This window comes from Mesorhizobium sp., assembly GCF_965229135.1.
GTDB lineage: Bacteria > Pseudomonadota > Alphaproteobacteria > Rhizobiales > Rhizobiaceae > Mesorhizobium.
The window spans coordinates 2,005,477-2,022,791 of sequence record NZ_OZ245860.1; the positions used below are offsets into that span (position 1 = coordinate 2,005,477).

Here is a 17,315-nt window from a genome sequence, read left to right on the forward strand (position 1 = left end):
ACAAAACAGGGCGACGTTCGCACGCCGCCCTGTCCTGTCGACAGAAAATCGCAATTGGAAGATGTCAGGCCGCGACGTGTTCGTCGGCGTCGTCGGACTCTTCGTCCTCTTCCTCGTCGTCGGCGTGATTGCCTTCAGACGTCACGCCCTCTTCGGCTTCATCGTCTTCATCATCGTGTTCGCCGTCTTCATCGTCTTCGTCCTCGTCGTCGCCCGAGAGTGTAGCGGCTTCTTCGCCTTCGCTCTCCTCGTGGTCGTCGCCTACCTCGTGGTCATGCGACTGGTCGTCGGCTTCGACCGCGGCGGCGGCATGTTCGACGGTGGTTTCGGAAGCGGATTCAAGCGCCTCGGTGGAGCCCGAGGTTTCTTCAGTCACTTCGATTTCGTGAGCGGAATTCATGGAAGCCTCCGTTGGGTTGGGGAACATGTCCCTTTTGCCACGGGGAGATCATCGTCATATGACTGTAAGCCGGCTCGAACAGCCGGCCGGAACAAATATTTTCTCGGACTCAGGGCCCGATTTTTCTGAGCATGATCCCGCACGAACCACAGGTCCGCGAAGCAAAACGCAATCCACGTTTCGCTAACGCGAACCTTCGGTTCGAACTCTCAACCGGCGATCTTGGAGAAATCCGCGACCTGGTCGGTTGCCGTGCGGATGCGGGTGAGCAGTGCCAGGCGATTGGCGCGCACCGCCTGGTCCTCATCATTCACGAGAACCCGTTCGAAGAATGAATCAACCGGTTCACGCAAAACGCTAAGCGCCAGCATGGCGGCGGAAAAATCTTCGTTTTGAATCGCTTCGCCGGCTTGCTTCTCAGCCTGATTCACCGCCGCGAACAGCGTTTTCTCAGCATCTTCGCGAAGAAGCGCCGGCTCGACATGTTCGGCGACCAGCGTTTTCTTCTTCTCCTCGGCGGCCAGGATATTGGCCGCGCGCTTGGTGCCGGCGAGCAGGTTCCTGCCATCCTCGGTCTCGAGGAATTTGCCGAGCGCTTCGACGCGGCGCACGATCTGCAAGAGGTCGTCGGACCGCGGCGTGATCACAGCGTCGATCAGATCGTGGCGGGCTCCCTGGTCGCGGAGGTAGACCTTCAGGCGGTCGTGGAAGAAGGCCAAGAGATCGCGGACTTGGTCCGCACTATCCCCTGCGTAGGGCGCGGCAGCGCAGGCGAAGACGGAAGCCAGTTTGAGCTGGATACGGTTTTCGACCAGAATCCTCACCACGCCCAACGCTGCACGGCGCAGCGCATAGGGGTCCTTCGAACCCGTCGGTTTTTCATCGATGGCCCAGAAGCCGACCAGCGTATCGAGCTTGTCGGCGAGCGCCACGGCGACCGACACCGGGTCGCTCGGCACATAATCGGAGGGGCCTTGCGGCTTGTAGTGTTCCTCGATGGCCGCCGCCACGGATGGATGTTCGCCCTGCAGCAACGCGTACTTGCGGCCCATGGCGCCCTGCAGTTCGGGAAATTCGCCAACCACTTCGGTGGTGAGATCGGCCTTGGCCAGCACAGCAGCGCGGCGCGCAAGCGCGGCATCGGCACCCACCGTCGGCGCCAGTTCCTCCGCCAGCCGTTTGATGCGCCCCACCCGCTCGCCTTGCGTGCCAAGCTTGGCGTGGAAGGTCACGCCAAGATGATCGAGCCGAGCCATGCGCTGGTCCAGCGGCTTGGTCAGGTCGAGCCCGAACTTTTCCGCCGAAACCTGCAACTGGTCGAGATCAGGAAGATCACCCTGGTCGGTCTTCCAGAAATACAGCGCATCGGACAGGCGGGCGCGCACGACCTTGCCGTTGCCGCGCGCGATCTCATTGCCGCCGTCGCTGGCTTCGATGTTGGCGGTCAGGATGAAGCGATTGGAAAGACCCTCGTCCGCGCCTTGCGGTCGCGTGACGAAGCATTTCTGGTTGGCGCGGATGGTAAGGCGGATCACCTCGGCCGGAATGGCCAGAAAATCCTGCTCGAATTCACCCATCAGCACCACCGGCCATTCGACGAGCCCGGACACTTCCTCCAGCAGGCCTTCATCCTCGACCAGGTCGAGCCCGTTGGCGAAAGCCAGATTCCTGGCGTCGGCAAGGATGATCTCCTTGCGGCGGTCGGCATCGAGCACGACCTTGGCAGCCTCGAGCTTGGAGACATAGTCGTCGAAGCGGCGCACGGTGATTGCGCCCGGCGCATGGAAGCGGTGGCCGTAGGTGACATTGCTGGATCGGATGCCGTCGATCTCGAAGTCGACGATCACCGGCTCCTCGGTCTCCGGACCGAAGGTGCACAAGATGGTCTGCAGCGGCCGTACCCAGCGCAGCGAACCCGGCTTCGCGGAGGCTGGCCCCCAGCGCATCGATTTCGGCCAGGGGAAAGCGCGGATGATGCCCGGCACCAGTTCGGCGATGATGTCTTCAGCCGCCCTGCCTGGCTTCGAGATGTGGGCGACGTAGAAATCACCCTTCTTCGGGTCGGAATGGACATGCGCTTCTGCGATCGAGGACAGGCCCGCCTTGCGCAGGAAGCCCTGGACGGCCTGTTCTGGTGCCGTCGTCGACGGCCCCTTGATTTCCTCGCGGATATCCTTGGAGCGCGCGTTCAGGCCCCTGATATCGAGCGTGAGGCGCCGCGGCGTCCAGTACTCGCGCGCCGCCTCATAGGTCAGGCCGGCCTCTACCAGACCATCGGTCAGCATCTTCTTCAGGTCGCCCGCCGCCTTGCGCTGCATGCGCGCGGGAATTTCCTCGGAGCGAAGTTCTAGAAGCAGATCAGGCATGGATGAGGCTCACGCAGCTATGTTCCGCGCGGGGCATAGCAACTCGGCTGGCCGCTGTCACCCTTTCCGCGCGCTGATCGCTGACTTCGACCGCTTTCGGGGTGCTCTCGAACCGCTGTCGGGGTGACGCCAGCCTCCTCGTCGCTCGGTCAACGATTTCCATGAACCGAAAGCAGCGCTGAAGCGACCCACGCTCAGGCAGAGAACCATTGGCTGAACGACCATGAAAACGGCATCGAGACTCCTGCACATCCTGGCGCTCAGCGCCTGCTTCGCGGCACAGGTTCATGGCACATTCGCAATGCCGGGCGTCCGCCGTGCCTTGCAGACGATGGAAGCTTTCACCGTCCTGTCGATGAAGAGCTAAGCCGCGACCCCGCCCGCCTGCGTCAGCAGAAACGCCTCGCCGCAGGCCTTCGCCAGATTGCGTACACGCAGGATGTAGCTCTGCCGCTCGGTGACCGAAATCACACCGCGCGCGTCGAGAAGATTGAAGACATGGCTGGCCTTGATGCACTGGTCATAGGCCGGGAACACCATCTTGTGCATCGGAAGGTTGTCGTTCGACGCGGGCGCGCCAGCAGCCAGCAAAGCCTTGCATTCAGCTTCGGCGTCCTCGAAATGGCGCAGCAGCATCGCCGTATTGGCGTATTCGAAATTGTGGCGCGAATATTCCTGCTCGGCCTGCAGGAAGACGTCGCCGTAGGTGACCTTTTCAGCGCCCTCGCGGCCGTTGAAATTGAGGTCATAGATATTGTCGACGCCCTGCACATACATGGCCAACCGTTCCAGACCGTAGGTCAGTTCGCCGGCCACCGGCGCGCATTCGATGCCGCAGACCTGCTGGAAATAGGTGAACTGCGACACTTCCATGCCATCGCACCAGCATTCCCAGCCAAGGCCCCAGGCCCCCAGTGTCGGGCTTTCCCAATCATCCTCGACGAAGCGGATATCATGCAGCAGCGGATCGACGCCAATCGCGGCGAGCGAACCGAGATAGAGCTCCTGCAGATTGGGCGGGTTCGGCTTCAGGATCACCTGGTACTGATAATAATGCTGCAGCCGGTTGGGGTTCTCGCCGTAGCGGCCGTCCTTCGGCCGGCGCGAAGGCTGCACATAGGCCGCGTTCCAGCCCCTGGGCCCAAGCGCGCGCAACGTCGTGGCCGGGTGAAACGTGCCGGCGCCGACTTCCATGTCGTAGGGCTGCAGGATGACGCAACCATACTCGGCCCAGTAGTTGTGCAAGGTCAGGATCAGCCCCTGGAAGGAGCGGCTGGGATGCATGTGGGCGGGGATGTTGGTTGTCACTGCGGCCTCGCGGAGCGGTGGGATGCGAAACTTTCCGGGTAGCCATTGCGGCCGGAACGTCCGCCTCTTCTCGGACCACGCTCTAGATGTCCGCCCCACAGGCGTCAAGGCAAGGCTCGCGAGCCCGGCTGCCGACGAGCAAAGAAATGTCGAATGCTTTGCCGCGCGCTGGCCCATTGCCGATGACAAGCGGACGCAGTCTCTTCGGCGCTCCATACGGCCAGCGAGAGCAAACCAGCCATGCCCGACCCGATCACCATTCGTCCTGTCACGCGAGGCGATTTCGACCAATGGCTGCCGCTTTGGGATGGCTACAACGCGTTTTACGGGCGCTCTGGCGAGACAGCCCTGCCCGACGAGATCACGCAGATGACATGGTCGCGCTTTTTCGATGCCTATGAGCCGGTTCATGCGCTGGTTGCCGAGAGCGAAGGGCGGCTTCTCGGCATGGTGCACTACCTGTTCCACCGCAGCACCACGGCGATCGCGCCGAACTGTTATCTGCAGGACCTGTTCACCAATGTGGCGTCGCGGGGCCAGGGCATCGGCGGGGCGCTCATCAACGGCGTCTACGAGCGGGCGCGGGCCGCCGGCTCCGGCCGGGTGTATTGGCTTACGCATGAAACCAACCACACGGCGATGAGGCTCTACGACAAGATCGGGGAAGGGTCCGGGTTTGTGGTCTACCGAAAGCTGTTCTGAAACGAAACGGGGCTCCCAAAGGAGCCCCGTTTGCAAATCAAGATCGCCGATCCTTATCCCTTCGGCGCGGGCGTCGGCTCAGGCTTCGCCTTCTGCGTTTCCTGCGCCGTGTTGGATTCGATCGGCGGAAGGCCCTTCAACAGCTTTTGCTGCAAGGCGGCGAGCACGTCGGGATCCGGCTTGAGATCGCGAGCCTGGTTCCACTGGTAGGTGGCTTCAAGCTTGCGGCCGACGCGCCAATAGGCATCGCCCAGGTGGTCGTTCAGAACCGGATCCTCAGGCTTCAGCGACACGGCGCGTTCCATTTCGCGAACGGCGTCATCAAACCTGCCAAGGCGGAAATAGGCCCAACCCAGCGAATCGACGATATAGCCGTCGCTCGGCCGCAGGTCGACGGCCTTCTGGATCATCGCAAGGCCTTCCTTGAGATTGATGTTCATGTCGACCCAGGAATAGCCGAGATAGTTCAGAACCTGCGGCTGGTCGGGGAACAGTTCCAGCGCCTTGCGAAAGTTCGGCTCGGCCTTCGGCCATTCCTTCAGCCGCTCGTAGGCGATGCCGCGCTGGTAGAAGATGGTCCAGTTGGCGGCGACGGGCGCCTTGATCGTAGCGACAGCCTTGTCATAGAGCTCAGCCGCCGACCGGAAGTCTTCCTTCGAGGAATAGACCCCGCCCAGCGCCAGATAGGCGCGCATGTCATCGGGATGAGCGTCGACGAAACTTTTCAGATGGCTGATCGCCTCGTCATTGCGGCCGAGGTCGGCCAGGTTGAGCCCGAGCTGCAGGTCCGAAAGTTCCTTCAGCGGGGAAGAGTCGGGGATCCGCCGGTAAAGGGCAATGGCGCCCTCGCCGTCCTTCAACTGCTCGGAAACGGCGGCGAGCTGGACAAGTGCCGCATCGCTGTCTGGCCGCAGCGCCAGCGCATATTGCAGATAGAGACGAACGAACGGCTCGCCGCCGCCGCGATTGAGCGCGGTGGCAAGATCGAGCAGGATTTCCGAGGCACCTTCCGACGGAGTGGCAACAAAGGGCGGGACCTTCTCACCCTTGTTGATCTTGTCGCGGAGGGCAGCGATCTCGAGCTTGCCAGGCGAGAATGCCTCGGCCTGGTCGAGCACCGCAAGCGCCTTGGCCTTGTCGCCCTTGCGGGCAAAGAAGGAAGCATAGGCCTGCGCGCTGCGCATCCATGTTTCCGGCGCCGCGCTGCCGGCCGCGGTGTCCTGCATTGTCGCGGTGTAGAGTGCTTCGGCCCTGTCGGGCAAACCTGCCGCATCGGCGATCAGCGCGCGATGAAAGGATTTGAAGAGACCGAACCAGTCCGGGCCCTGGAGCTTGTCGATGGAGGCCATGGCATCCGTGGTGTCGCCGGCGCCCTGCTTGGCCCAGCCGGTCATGACGCCGGCGATGAGCCGGTCGAGATCGGATTCAAGCGACAGCTTCAGCCAGAATTCGGCTTTGGAAAAATCCTTCTTGTGGAAGGAGTCGACCGCCAGCGCCAGGCGCGAGAACCGTTCGACATCGGGAACGTCCTTGAGCTTGTCGGCATAGACGAGGGATTCGTCGAAGCGCCCTTGCGCGATCAGCGACAGCATCAGGCTTTGCTGCAGGCCGGTGTCGCTTGGATTGAAGGCCAGCGCCTGCTTGTAGTAGGCAATGGCATTGTCGAGATCATTATCGCCCTCGGCAATCCGAGCTGCGAGATAGGCTCCCGAGAAAGACGTGATCTTGACCGGTTCGGTGGTTTGCTTGGCATAGGCTGGCAGACCCGAAATCGCCATGCCCGTCACAATTGCCAGCCCTGTCAGCCAGCGCGCACGTCCTTGCCGCATCGTATCCCTTTCAGCCGGGCGCCATCTCCGCACCAGCGGGATCGCCTTAGACTCGATCTTTCCGGGCAAAGCATGGCCTTTTTGGGGTCACGCTTCAATCCGGCCCGAATTCACAATCGGGTCATGCAATTAATAAAGCATGGCCACATGGAGTCGGGCGGCAACCTAGCCTTAAATAGGGGCTGAGCGCCATAAAAATTCATTTTCAACAGCGGCGGACATCAGGGATTCGAGCCGTTGATTCTTTGCACGCGCGTATCCGGATACCCACCGGCTGCAACCTGACTGCACAGTCCGGCCCATTCGCAGCCCAGGCAAGCATTGCGCGTGAGGCCGGCGGAAAAGGCCTCCCGCATCCGCGCCAATGTCGATGCGTCGAGGTCAAGGCGGATGCCGGAGCCTATGGGCCGAGCCAGCAGATCCGCGACATCCCGGGCCGCAAGCCGATCCCGCTCGACAACGCTCTCGGCCCAGCAATGCGGCTCCGGCTCGCTAAGCAACGGAGCGCAGATATCGTCGGGACCGGAAACGACAAGGATGTCCTCGCCCAGACAAAGGCGCTCCGCGATCCCATCGTAGTTGGCGGTGAACGCGGGGCCGTATCCTTTGCCGACGTAAGTCAACAGGCACAGCAAGTGGTGAGGACGCAGCCTTATGGTCATCTCTTGCAATCAGGGATTGGCTGGCTTCGCCCTGTTGGAGGAAAACAGCTTGAGCGTCGCGGCGGCCAACCCCGACTTGAGCAGCCCACCGACGATGAACGGCAAGAAGCCGAACGTGACGGCCTTTTCCACACCGATCATCGCGGCGAGCCATGCTGTACCCAGAGCAAGACAGGCAAGGTTGCCAAGCAGCATGGCGACAAAGGCAAGCACGACACGGCTGCCGTTCCAGCCACGCTCGGCCAAGCAGCCGACAAGCGCGCCAGTGATTGGAAAGGCGAAGAGATAGCCACCTGTTGGTCCGACGAAGTGCTGCACACCGGCCGCCCCGCCGGCCAGAACCGGAAAGCCAGCCGCGCCTTCGACCAGCCATGCCGTGATCGTGAGTGCGCCAAGCCGCCAGCCATAGAGCGCTCCAACAAGGGTCACGGCGAAGGTCTGCATGGTCACGGGAACCGGAACCATCGGTACTTCTATGTAGGACGACAGCGCCAGAAACAGTGTCCCGAGAACAACGGCGCCGGCCTGCCAGCCAAGGGATCGATCCTGAAGCCGGAGCGGACTGAAAGAGGGGCCGCGGACGGCGAGTGCGATGTCGGTCATGATGCTTCCTTGTGGCCGATCAGAATTATAGATAATTTCATACTTTGATCTATTATCGAATCCACAAATCGAAATGGAAGGCAACCCCTCGTGCAAGAAAAGCACTCAGCCAGGCCGTATCCCGGGCTTGTCCGAGGCAAGGAGGCTTGGAAATCCAACGACTGAAGGCTTGCGCCAACAGACCCTAGCCGACGATGGCGAAGGCCTCACGCGTTGACCCCGACGCCGTCCTGACCGGCTTGCGGCCGATCCACTGCACATGCCGTCCGAGCGTTGCCGCCGCCGATTCGGTGTTGCCCTGCCGAAGCGCGGTCAGGATGGCCCGATGGTCCTGGTCGGTGCGGGTCTCCCACTCCGAGCGCCATGCGGCGAACAGGAAGCGTGCGCTTGCGGCGTGCAGGTCATCAATGGTGGCGAGGAGGCGCGGCATACTGCAAGGTGCAAGAATCAGCCGATGAAAGGCGCGGTTTGCCTCCTCCCACGACCGGACATCGCGAGATTTATCGCCGGCCTTGGTCGCCTCTTCCGCCAGGTCGAGAATGGCTGATGTCAGGTGCGGAGCAGCGTGGCGCAACGCCAACACCTCGAGTGAGGCCCGCATTTCAGCGACTTCCTTGACCTCGCCCAGGTCAAACGCCGCGACACGCACCCCGCGACGTGGCTCGCTGATCGCCAGCCCCTGCGCCTCCAGGCGCCGGAAAGCCTCGCGTACCGGAACATGGCTGGTGTCGAATTCCTCGGCGATGTGATCCTGCCGCAGGCGGGCACCAGGTTCGATGGCCCCCGATATGATCCGGTCCGCCAGCGCCTTGCTGATCCGGACAGCGATGGTCTCGTCTGTGCTCTTTGCCATTTTTATAGATAATTTGCTACGCGACAGATTGTCGAGACAGGCAAACCGGAATTTGCCGCCATCACGTTCAGAGCACTTGCATCCTTGAGACTTTCGACACGGCCGTTCTGGCAGCCGCGAGCGGAGCCGATCAGTTCACCCGGCTGATGCAGAAATCGATGACGTCGATCAGCGCCGACTTCTGAGGCGTCGCTTCCAGCGGCGCCAGCGCGTCGCGGGCGATCTCGCCGAAGTGGCGGGCGCGCACGATCGTGTCGGCGATGGCGCCGTGGCGGGTCATCAGGCCGATCGCCCTTTCCAGGCCGGCGTCATCGGTGACATTCTCCTCGATGGCGCGTTTCCAGAACGTGCGCTCGGCCTTGGTGCCGCGGCGATAGGCGAGAATCACAGGCAGGGTCACCTTGCCCTCGCGGAAATCATCGCCGACATTCTTGCCGAGGTCCTTGCTGGTACCACCATAGTCCAGTGCATCGTCGATCAGTTGGAAGGCAAGCCCGAGGTTCATGCCATAGGAGCGAAGTGCCGCCCGATCGTTGCGGGTCGCCTGGGCGATCACGGGACCAACTTCCGCGGCGGCGGAAAACAGCGCCGCCGTCTTGGCCTTGATGACCGCGAAATGTTCATCCTCGGTGGTTTCGAGGTTCTTGGCTGCGGCAAGCTGCATAACCTCGCCCTCGGCGATGATCGAGGCCGCGCTGGACAGGATGTCGAGCGCCTCCAGCGATCCGACATCCACCATCATGCGAAAGGCCTGCCCGAGCAGGAAATCGCCGACCAGCACGCTCGCCTGGTTGCCCCAGATCATGCGCGCGGTCTTCTTGCCGCGCCGCATGCCGCTTTCGTCGACGACATCATCGTGAAGAAGGGTTGCGGTGTGCATGAACTCGACCGATGTGGCGAGCTTGACGTGGCCTTCGCCGGCATAGCCGAACATCTGGGCGGCGGCGAGCGTCAGCATCGGCCGCAGCCGCTTGCCACCCGACGAGATCAGATGGTTGGCCACTTCGGGGATCATCTCCACGTCCGAGCCGGCCTTGGACAGAATCAACTCGTTGACGCGCCCCATGTCGGCGGCGGTCAGGTCGATCAGATCCTTGATGGAGGCGGGTTCCCGCTTCCCGTTTTCGATGTTGAGAACGACACCCACCACAGATACTCCCGTCCTGGATAAACGCGTGCGACGGCACCCTTAGTCCCGATCTGGACTCTATGGCGGCAGACACCGGCACGGCAAGTGGCGAATTGGCGCGGTGAGCGTAACAGCTTGTTGACCCGCTACCACGGTGCGTTACGGTCGGCCAATGATAAAGGGTTGCGTCATCAGACTGTGGCACTCCTTCTCGACAGTGGGCCTGCTTGTCGGCACGCTCTTCTTCGCGGCGTCGCTCACACCATCGCTCAATCCCCGCACCTTTCTGGTGCAAGGCGTTCTTTCCGGATTCTGCCTCGCCGCGGGCTATGGCGTCGGCGTTTTCAGCCTTTGGCTGTGGACATATCTGGAGCTTCCCAGGCCCGGTGCACACCGGGCACGGTTCATCAAGCTGCTTTCGGCCGCTGTTTGCGCCGGGATTGCCCTGGTCTTTCTGTGGCGCGCCTCGGACTGGCAGAATTCGATACGAAGCCTGATGGACTTGCCGCCCGTGGACAGCGCCCGGCCATTCCAGGTCGGCCTGATCGCGCTGATTGCTTTCGTCGTGCTCGTGATGCTGGCGAGGCTGTTCCAACTCACCTTCCGGTTCATCGCCGGCAGGCTTCGTGGCTTCATTCCACGGCGCGTCGCCATGATGATCGGGATTTCGGTCGCGGTCGTGCTGTTCGGAAGTGTCATCAATGGCGTTCTCCTGCGCTATGCGCTACACGTCGCCGACAGTTCTTACAGGCAGCTCGACGCGCTTCTGGAAGACGACATCAAGCAGCCGGCCGATCCTCAAAAGACCGGCAGTGCCGCCTCGCTGCTCGACTGGGAACACCTTGGGCGGACGGGACGGGAATTCGTATCGACCGGTCCGAGCAAACAGGACCTGCGGTCCTTCCTGGGCAGCGCCGCGCTGGAGCCGATCCGCGTCTATGCCGGATTGCGCTCCGCCGACACGCCGGAAGCGAGAGCCAGCCTGGCGCTGGCGGAGCTTGAGCGAGTCGGCGCATTCGACCGCTCCGTTCTTGTCATCATCACCCCAACCGGAACGGGCTGGGTCGATCCCGCCGCGATGAACACGCTCGAATATCTGCAGCGCGGCGACGTCGCCAGCGTCGCCATCCAGTATTCCTATCTGCCGAGTTGGTTGTCGCTGATGGTGGAGCCCGGTTACGGCGGCGAAGCCGCGCGGGCTCTTTTCAAAGAGGTTTATGGCTACTGGACCAAGCTGCCGAAAGACCACCGTCCAAGGCTCTATCTGCACGGGCTCAGCCTCGGCGCCATGAACTCCGAACAATCCAACGAAATGTTCGAGGTGCTCGGCGATCCTTACCAAGGCGCGCTGTGGAGCGGACCGCCCTATTCGAGCCGCATATGGCGCTCGATCACCAGCAACCGCAATCCGGATTCACCCGCATGGTTGCCACGCTTTCGCGACGGTTCCTATGTGAGGTTCACCAACCAGACGAACGCGCTCGATATCCCTGGCGCGCATTGGGGGCCGATGCGCGTCGTCTATCTGCAATACGCCAGCGACGCGGTGACGTTCTTCGAACCGCGATCATTCTACCGGGCACCAGCGTGGATGAACCGCCCGCGCGGGCCCGACGTTTCCCCCGAATTGCGGTGGTATCCGATCGTGACGTTCCTCCAACTCGCCGTGGACATGGCGGGAGCCGCAACGATGCCGATGGGGCATGGCCACGTCTACGCGCCGGCGCACTACATCGACGCGTGGATGGCCGTAACGGACGTACAGGGCTGGTCGGCGGATGATGTCGCGCGGTTGAAGCGTCATTTCGCGACGCAGTGACGAGGTCCCGGAAGTGTTTGAATCCCCGTGCCCGTTTACATCGGACGGCCAAGCTGCGAGTTTCGTTGGATGATAGAACTGATCCGCACCAACGACGCCGTCATCATTTCCTTTGTCGAATCGCTGATGCGCGACGCCGGCATTGGCTGCTTCGTCGCCGACCAGAACATGAGCGTGCTCGATGGATCGATCGGCATCCTGCCGCGACGCGTCATGGTCGACGCCGACCAGGCCGATGCGGCGCGGCGTATCCTGACGGACGCCGGCATAGCCAACGAGATCCGCCAGAAATAATGCCCGCCGCACCCGCCGCCCTCGCCCCGGATATGCCGGCCCATACGGTCGACGCATTCCATCGCGGGCGCTTCTGGCTCGTACAGCCGAAGCAAGGCGGGCACCGCGCCGGAATGGACGCCATGATGCTGGCGGCCTCGGTACCCTCATCCTTTGCCGGGCGTCTTGCCGATTTCGGCGCCGGCGCCGGCGCGGCGGCCCTGGCGGTGCTGTCGCGCTGCCCCTCGGCCGAAGCGGTGCTCGTCGAACGCTCACCGGAAATGGCAGCCTTTGCCGCGACGACGCTTGCCCATCCGGGCAATGCCCATCTCAGCGACCGGGCCTCGGTGCTGACGGCCGATGTCGCGCTGTCGGGCCGAGCCCGCACTGCTGCCGGCCTGAGAGACAACACGTTCGACTTCGTCATCATGAACCCGCCGTTCAACGCGGCCCAGGACCGTGCCACGCCCGACGCGCTCAGAAGAGAAGCGCATGTGATGGAGGACGGGCTGTTCGAGAGCTGGATCCGTAGCGCCGCGGCCGTGGTGAAGCCGCGTGGCGGCCTTTCGGTCATTGCGCGGCCCGAGCAGCTTGGCGCCATCCTCGATGCGATGGCCGGTCGCTTTGGCGACACAGAAATGCTGTCGGTCCATCCACGTCCGGAGGCAGCGGCCATCCGCATCGTCGTCAGGGCCGCACTCGGCGCGCGCGGCAAACTGTCGATCCGGCCGCCATTGATGCTTCATGCGGAATCGGGCAACGGCCCCGCGGAGCGGACGGAGATGATCAACAACGGGCTTGCGTCGCTGTTCGGTGACTGACTTCCGAGACCGCGTGCCCAAGAACCGCTGCACGCCCTGGAGGCATTGCCGTTGGCGGGGGACTTCCTACATGTCTTCAATCGATTGACCGGAGACAGCAACCTCGTGAAACGCCTTTTCAACCGCCTGCTGCCGAAATCCTGGCGCTCCACCGTGGTCACCGTTCCGGTCGTCCGGTTGCATGGCACCATCATGTCAGGGGGGCAGTTTCGGCAGAACCTGTCGCTAGCCTCTACCGCGGGGCTCATCGAAAAGGCATTCTCCTTCGACGCGCCGGCAGTCGCCATATCGATCAATTCGCCCGGCGGCTCGCCGGTTCAGTCACGGTTGATCTTCAAGCGCATACGCGACCTGGCGACAGAGAAGAACAAGAAGGTGCTGGTCTTCGTCGAGGATGTGGCGGCATCGGGCGGGTATATGATCGCGGTAGCCGGCGACGAGATCTTTGCCGATCCGTCCTCCATCGTCGGGTCGATCGGCGTCGTGTCGGCTTCGTTCGGCTTTCCCGAGCTGATGAAAAAGATCGGCGTTGAGCGCCGCGTCCACACCGCCGGCCAGAACAAGGCGGTTCTAGACCCGTTCAAGCCGGAGAAGAAGGAAGACGTCGAGCGGCTGAAGGCGCTGCAGCTTGAAGTGCACGACACGTTCATCGACTTGGTGAAGGACCGGCGTGGCAGGAAACTCAAGGACGATCCGGACCTGTTCACCGGCCTGTTCTGGACCGGCAAGAAGGGACTGGAACTCGGCCTTGTCGATGCGCTGGGCGACATGCGCTCCGTGTTGAAAACCCGCTTCGGGCCCAAAACCCAGCTCCGGCTAGTGACGCCGCCGCGCGGATTCCTCAGCCGGTTCGGCCTGTTCGGCTCCGCCAAGGGCTTTTCGGCGCCCGACATCGCCGCCGCTGCCGCCAGCGGTGTGGTCGATGCGGCGGAAGAGCGCGCTTTGTGGGCTCGCTTCGGGCTTTGAAAAAGCCACAAACACGTCTAGCATAGAGACTTGACCCACCCGACCGGCCGCCTTCGCCGGCCTTGCGAGGGAGGAGTTTTTGACATGCCCCAGATCATTTTCCTAGCTGTCGTCGGCGTGGCCGCCTATTTCGGGTACCGGTCCTTCGTAAAGGAAGCCGATCGTGTGACGGCAAAGGTGCGGCGTGCCGAGAAGCAAGCCGCCAACGGAACGATGGGAACGCTGGTCAAGGATCCAAAGACCGGTGAATACCGGCTGGCCAAGGACTGAACATCATCCCTATAGCGGCTGAGACAGTGAATTCCGGCGCTCGGACGTGGGCAGCGCATGCCAAGGTCAACCTCGCGCTGCACGTCACCGGCAGGCGTGACGATGGCTATCATCGGATCGAAAGCCTGGCCGTATTCACCAGATTTGGCGACAGGATCGAAACGGAGTTGGCGGACGGCGACACGTTTTCGGTGTCTGGCCGATACGCTTCCGAGGTGCCGCTAGATGGCGCCAATCTGGTGCTGCAGGCGCGCGACGCGCTGCGAAAAGAAGCCGGTCTCCAAAAGACCCCGCCTGTCGCCATCAGGCTGGAGAAGAACCTGCCGGTCGCGGCCGGCATTGGCGGCGGCTCCAGCGATGCGGCAGCGGTCCTGCGTGGTCTCGTGCAGATTTGGAATCTCGACATCGACAAAGCCGCTCTCGCGCGGATCGGTCTTGCGCTCGGGGCCGATGTGCCGATGTGCCTCGCCGCAAAGCCGCTGATCGCCCGTGGTATCGGCGAGGAATTGTCGATGGCGCCCGATTTTTCGTCGCTTGGACTGGTGCTGGTCAATCCAGGTACCGCCGTTGCCACGGCCGACGTGTTCAAGGCGCTGACCCGTCGCGACCATGAGGGGCTGCCACCGCTTCCGCGCGTTCTCGACTTCCACGGCGTGCGCAACTGGCTGGAGATCACGCGCAACGATCTTGAGCCCGCGGCACTCGCCATGCAGCCCGCCATCGGGAGGGCGCTGTCTCAGTTGAACAGGGCGGGGGCGGGGTTTGCGCGGATGTCCGGCTCAGGCGCGACATGTTTCGGGCTGTTTGAGACCGGCAATGTGGCGAAGCGCGCGGCGGCCGAGATTCGCGGCCGCCAACCCGACTGGTTCGTCGCGGCAACGCGAAGCCTGACATCGGAGGCTGATTCCCTTGGCCAGGACTGACGAGAGCCGCCCCTTCATTCCGGTCCGCATCGCCGTGCTAACCGTTTCGGACACGCGCGGCCTTGCCGATGACAAATCCGGCCAGACGCTGGCCGACCGCATCGCAGAGGCCGGCCATACACTGGCCGCCCGCGATATCGTCACCGACGACCGAGAAAAGATCCGCGATAAGGTGCTGGGCTGGTCGAAGGATGCGGCGATCGACGTTGTCATCACCACCGGCGGCACCGGCTTCACGGGCCGCGACGTGACGCCGGAGGCGCTGGAGCCTATCTTCGAAAAGCGCATGGACGGCTTTTCCGAAGTGTTCCACCGCATTTCCTATGACAAGATCGGCACCTCGACGATCCAGAGCCGCGCCACCGGCGGCGTCGTCAATGCCACCTTCGTCTTCGTGCTGCCGGGCTCACCTGGCGCCTGCAAGGACGCCTGGGACGGTATATTGAAGCCGCAACTCGACTATCGGCACATGCCCTGCAACTTCGTCGAGATCATGCCGCGCCTGGATGAACATCTCAAGCGCGGCACCAGGACCGCATAATCACGTCTTTGCCCTCCCCCCTTCAGCGGATGACGGGCTCGCCGTGGAATCGCCGTCGCGAAGGCGCAGACACGCCGAAGCCGACTTCCATCATCAGCCTCGGCGTGCGCGCCGGCACCGTCCCCATGTGAAACCCGAACGGATCTTCGACAAAGCCTAGACCTGCCTGCCCGGTCAGCGTGATCGGGCTTTGATCGCCGTACACGCCGAGCACCTCTTCGGCCGGATGCCCGACGAGAAGCGTCATCTGGTGCTTGAGAATGCGGCGGTTGTGGCTGCCCCGCACATAGACGTGCGGGCCGGTGTCCGCGTCGACCGGCACCAGGTAGAAGAAGAACTTCAGCATGCGCCAGTCATCGAGGTCGAAATGGTACTTGCCAAGCGAAGCCAGGTTCTTGTCGGCGTCGGTGGCCGCGCCGGTCGGGAAGCTCCACCAGACCCGCGTCGTGATGAGCTTGGCCTGACCGCCGAGATAGTGCGCGGCGATGTCGAGAAGCAGCGGATCGCGCTGTATGGCAAGCGCGGCTTCGCAGTCGAGGATGCGCTCGAAATAGTGCCCGCTGAGCAGCGGACGGCCGAAACGTCTTTCGGCGTCTGCATGTTCGCCCGGCATGAATTCGAGCCGGCGATCGAAATTGCCGAAGCACGGCGTGCGCCCGGCAAAGCGCGCGATTTCTTCATGGATCGATGGCGGCAGCACAAGCCCGGAAAACAAACCATCCGACCTCAGCGCATCAACGGCGGCCTCGCGGTTCACGCCCGCGAACATCGTCTCATGGACGGTCCGTGCCGGCAGTGCTGGTTTTGCGGCAAGCCAATGCAGCCGCCGCCCCGGCATCGTGCGCGCCAGCATGAACATCGGCAGCCATGCCGGATTTTCACGCAAGTCGGACAGGTAGGTTGGTATGCGCGCGGCGATACGCTGGAGCAGGCTGCCGTTTCGGGCCACGGCCTCGAGGCTTGCCGCGCCGGACTTGTCGGGAGTTGAAAGGCTCATCGGGATCCTCGGATATGAGGGCGGCACCGACAAAGCATCGGCCGCTCACCGCTCCGGCATAACCCAAACCCGATTAACCCACCTGAAGGCAGGGTACCCCCGCGTCATGCCTTGTGCAATGCACAATTGGCAATGTGCGGTGCAAAACTCATCCGCCGATCAAAGCTGGCTTGAGGTTGGACTGTTCAGCCGGCCATTCAGTCAGCGCGATTTCCTGGGCTTGGGCGGCGCGACCCATATCTCGGCGTCGAGCCTCCTCGTCGCCAGGCCTCGCGCAATCGCCTCCCCGCTGCCGGCGTTCTTCGAAAGCGTGCTGGCCTGACGCCTGTTGATCAACATGCCCTCCGCCAGAGCACGGTTTCCCGCGAAAACCCGTGACAGGAACGTGCGGCTGCCCCGCGCCGGGGAAAACCGTGCCGCCATGGTTTGCCTGGCTGTGTGGGCGACGACCTCGTCGGTCCATCCCTCCACCAGTCGCGCGCCAGGCTCGAGCAACAGCAGCCAGTCGCCCTTGGCCTGTCCGATGCCTAACGCCGTTGTGCCGGCCACATAGAGACAGCCAGCGTGCTCGGCGACCCGGTGCGTCTGGTCGGTCGAACCGGTATCGCAAACGATGACTTCGCGCACCACGCCCTCGACAGCCCCGCCGACCAGGGACGCAAGCGTGCGGGCGAGGCCCTCCTCGTCATTCAGGGTTTCGATGAGAACACTGAGCATGCTTAGCCGAATAGCGGAAACCCGGGCACTGCGCCAGTTTTTGCGGCGCACAATAAAAAGTTCTTGATTTGTTCTCATTCGGGAAATAGGAATAGTTTCATGAACAGAGCGATTCGACAGATTGCTGACAGTCCCT

The 17,315-nt window shown here is 62.7% G+C and carries 19 protein-coding genes; 9 read left to right on the forward strand and 10 right to left on the reverse strand.

The annotated features are described in order from the left end of the window. Positions 1-64: 64 nt before the first annotated feature. Entirely contained in the window at positions 65-427 is a 363-nt protein-coding gene (locus ACO07C_RS09790; RefSeq protein WP_421913972.1) for a hypothetical protein, read from the reverse strand. Between the two features lie 182 nt (positions 428-609). After that, positions 610-2,766 carry a glycine--tRNA ligase subunit beta gene (glyS, locus tag ACO07C_RS09795; protein WP_421913973.1) on the reverse strand — a complete coding sequence of 719 codons (2,157 nt, stop codon included), beginning with the start codon at positions 2,764-2,766 and terminating at the stop codon, positions 610-612. A 223-nt stretch (positions 2,767-2,989) separates the two neighbouring features. Between glyS and ACO07C_RS09800 the strand changes: the two genes are divergently transcribed. Next, a complete protein-coding gene (locus ACO07C_RS09800) occupies positions 2,990-3,133 on the forward strand; it encodes a hypothetical protein (RefSeq protein WP_421913974.1) in 144 nt (47 codons plus the stop codon). On the opposite strand, the gene ACO07C_RS09805 is transcribed toward ACO07C_RS09800, so the two are convergent. Then, a complete protein-coding gene (locus ACO07C_RS09805) occupies positions 3,130-4,074 on the reverse strand; it encodes a glycine--tRNA ligase subunit alpha (protein ID WP_421913975.1) in 945 nt (314 codons plus the stop codon). The genes ACO07C_RS09800 and ACO07C_RS09805 overlap by 4 nt on opposite strands. Before the next feature lie 240 nt (positions 4,075-4,314). On the opposite strand from ACO07C_RS09805, the gene ACO07C_RS09810 reads away from it, so the two are divergent. Continuing rightward, positions 4,315-4,776, forward strand: coding sequence for a GNAT family N-acetyltransferase (locus tag ACO07C_RS09810; RefSeq protein ID WP_421913976.1), 462 nt, complete (start codon positions 4,315-4,317; stop codon positions 4,774-4,776). 53 nt (positions 4,777-4,829) lie between these two features. On the opposite strand, the gene ACO07C_RS09815 is transcribed toward ACO07C_RS09810, so the two are convergent. The 5 genes from ACO07C_RS09815 to ACO07C_RS09835 form a co-directional block, all read right to left on the reverse strand. Next, positions 4,830-6,605: a tetratricopeptide repeat protein gene (locus ACO07C_RS09815; protein ID WP_421913977.1), complete on the reverse strand. Its 1,776-nt coding sequence runs from the start codon at positions 6,603-6,605 to the stop codon at positions 4,830-4,832. Positions 6,606-6,826: 221 nt separating this feature from the next. Further along, positions 6,827-7,267: a DUF1284 domain-containing protein gene (locus ACO07C_RS09820; protein WP_421913978.1), complete on the reverse strand. Its 441-nt coding sequence runs from the start codon at positions 7,265-7,267 to the stop codon at positions 6,827-6,829. Between the two features lie 9 nt (positions 7,268-7,276). Continuing rightward, the gene (locus ACO07C_RS09825; RefSeq protein ID WP_421913979.1) at positions 7,277-7,870 is read right to left on the reverse strand and encodes a biotin transporter BioY; all 594 of its coding nucleotides are present in this window, start codon (positions 7,868-7,870) and stop codon (positions 7,277-7,279) included. A gap of 184 nt (positions 7,871-8,054) precedes the next feature. Further along, positions 8,055-8,723 (reverse strand): GntR family transcriptional regulator, encoded by a 669-nt coding sequence (locus ACO07C_RS09830; RefSeq protein ID WP_421913981.1) that lies wholly within the window; start codon positions 8,721-8,723, stop codon positions 8,055-8,057. A 130-nt stretch (positions 8,724-8,853) separates the two neighbouring features. Then, entirely contained in the window at positions 8,854-9,870 is a 1,017-nt protein-coding gene (locus tag ACO07C_RS09835; protein ID WP_421913982.1) for a polyprenyl synthetase family protein, read from the reverse strand. Positions 9,871-10,024: 154 nt separating this feature from the next. On the opposite strand from ACO07C_RS09835, the gene ACO07C_RS09840 reads away from it, so the two are divergent. The 7 genes from ACO07C_RS09840 (at position 10,025) to moaB (ending at position 15,465) form a co-directional block, all read left to right on the forward strand. Continuing rightward, on the forward strand, positions 10,025-11,671 hold the full coding sequence (locus ACO07C_RS09840) for an alpha/beta hydrolase (protein ID WP_421913983.1): 1,647 nt from the start codon (positions 10,025-10,027) through the stop codon (positions 11,669-11,671). Between the two features lie 69 nt (positions 11,672-11,740). Next, entirely contained in the window at positions 11,741-11,965 is a 225-nt protein-coding gene (locus ACO07C_RS09845; protein ID WP_227348552.1) for a DUF2007 domain-containing protein, read from the forward strand. Beyond that, positions 11,965-12,765 carry a tRNA1(Val) (adenine(37)-N6)-methyltransferase gene (locus ACO07C_RS09850; protein ID WP_421913984.1) on the forward strand — a complete coding sequence of 267 codons (801 nt, stop codon included), beginning with the start codon at positions 11,965-11,967 and terminating at the stop codon, positions 12,763-12,765. Before ACO07C_RS09845 ends, ACO07C_RS09850 begins: the two co-directional genes overlap by 1 nt. 105 nt (positions 12,766-12,870) lie before the next feature. Further along, positions 12,871-13,731 (forward strand): S49 family peptidase, encoded by an 861-nt coding sequence (locus ACO07C_RS09855; protein WP_421913985.1) that lies wholly within the window; start codon positions 12,871-12,873, stop codon positions 13,729-13,731. Between the two features lie 84 nt (positions 13,732-13,815). Next, on the forward strand, positions 13,816-14,001 hold the full coding sequence (locus ACO07C_RS09860) for a hypothetical protein (RefSeq protein ID WP_421913986.1): 186 nt from the start codon (positions 13,816-13,818) through the stop codon (positions 13,999-14,001). Between the two features lie 26 nt (positions 14,002-14,027). Continuing rightward, on the forward strand, positions 14,028-14,924 hold the full coding sequence (locus ACO07C_RS09865; protein ID WP_421913987.1) for a 4-(cytidine 5'-diphospho)-2-C-methyl-D-erythritol kinase: 897 nt from the start codon (positions 14,028-14,030) through the stop codon (positions 14,922-14,924). Continuing rightward, positions 14,911-15,465, forward strand: a complete 555-nt coding sequence (gene moaB, locus ACO07C_RS09870; RefSeq protein ID WP_421913989.1) for a molybdenum cofactor biosynthesis protein B — start codon at positions 14,911-14,913, stop codon at positions 15,463-15,465. The genes ACO07C_RS09865 and moaB overlap by 14 nt, the downstream gene beginning before the upstream one ends. 22 nt (positions 15,466-15,487) lie before the next feature. On the opposite strand, the gene ACO07C_RS09875 is transcribed toward moaB, so the two are convergent. Then, positions 15,488-16,462, reverse strand: coding sequence for a hypothetical protein (locus ACO07C_RS09875; protein WP_421913990.1), 975 nt, complete (start codon positions 16,460-16,462; stop codon positions 15,488-15,490). A gap of 201 nt (positions 16,463-16,663) precedes the next feature. Further along, positions 16,664-17,179, reverse strand: a complete 516-nt coding sequence (locus ACO07C_RS09880) for a glycosyltransferase (protein ID WP_421913991.1) — start codon at positions 17,177-17,179, stop codon at positions 16,664-16,666. Positions 17,180-17,315 lie beyond the last annotated feature (136 nt).

Bases quoted from the DNA above. Each gene is read 5' to 3' on its own strand.
- ACO07C_RS09790 (WP_421913972.1), bottom strand. From the start codon at position 427: ATGTTCCCCAACCCAACGGAGGCTTCCATGAATTCCGCTCACGAAATC.
- glyS (WP_421913973.1), bottom strand. From the start codon at position 2,766: ATGCCTGATCTGCTTCTAGAACTTCGCTCCGAGGAAATTCCCGCGCGC.
- ACO07C_RS09800 (WP_421913974.1), top strand. From the start codon at position 2,990: ATGAAAACGGCATCGAGACTCCTGCACATCCTGGCGCTCAGCGCCTGC.
- ACO07C_RS09810 (WP_421913976.1), top strand. From the start codon at position 4,315: ATGCCCGACCCGATCACCATTCGTCCTGTCACGCGAGGCGATTTCGAC.
- ACO07C_RS09815 (WP_421913977.1), bottom strand. From the start codon at position 6,605: ATGCGGCAAGGACGTGCGCGCTGGCTGACAGGGCTGGCAATTGTGACG.
- ACO07C_RS09820 (WP_421913978.1), bottom strand. From the start codon at position 7,267: ATGACCATAAGGCTGCGTCCTCACCACTTGCTGTGCCTGTTGACTTAC.
- ACO07C_RS09825 (WP_421913979.1), bottom strand. From the start codon at position 7,870: ATGACCGACATCGCACTCGCCGTCCGCGGCCCCTCTTTCAGTCCGCTC.
- ACO07C_RS09830 (WP_421913981.1), bottom strand. From the start codon at position 8,723: ATGGCAAAGAGCACAGACGAGACCATCGCTGTCCGGATCAGCAAGGCG.
- ACO07C_RS09840 (WP_421913983.1), top strand. From the start codon at position 10,025: ATGATAAAGGGTTGCGTCATCAGACTGTGGCACTCCTTCTCGACAGTG.
- ACO07C_RS09845 (WP_227348552.1), top strand. From the start codon at position 11,741: ATGATAGAACTGATCCGCACCAACGACGCCGTCATCATTTCCTTTGTC.
- ACO07C_RS09850 (WP_421913984.1), top strand. From the start codon at position 11,965: ATGCCCGCCGCACCCGCCGCCCTCGCCCCGGATATGCCGGCCCATACG.
- ACO07C_RS09860 (WP_421913986.1), top strand. From the start codon at position 13,816: ATGCCCCAGATCATTTTCCTAGCTGTCGTCGGCGTGGCCGCCTATTTC.
- ACO07C_RS09875 (WP_421913990.1), bottom strand. From the start codon at position 16,462: ATGAGCCTTTCAACTCCCGACAAGTCCGGCGCGGCAAGCCTCGAGGCC.
- ACO07C_RS09880 (WP_421913991.1), bottom strand. From the start codon at position 17,179: ATGCTCAGTGTTCTCATCGAAACCCTGAATGACGAGGAGGGCCTCGCC.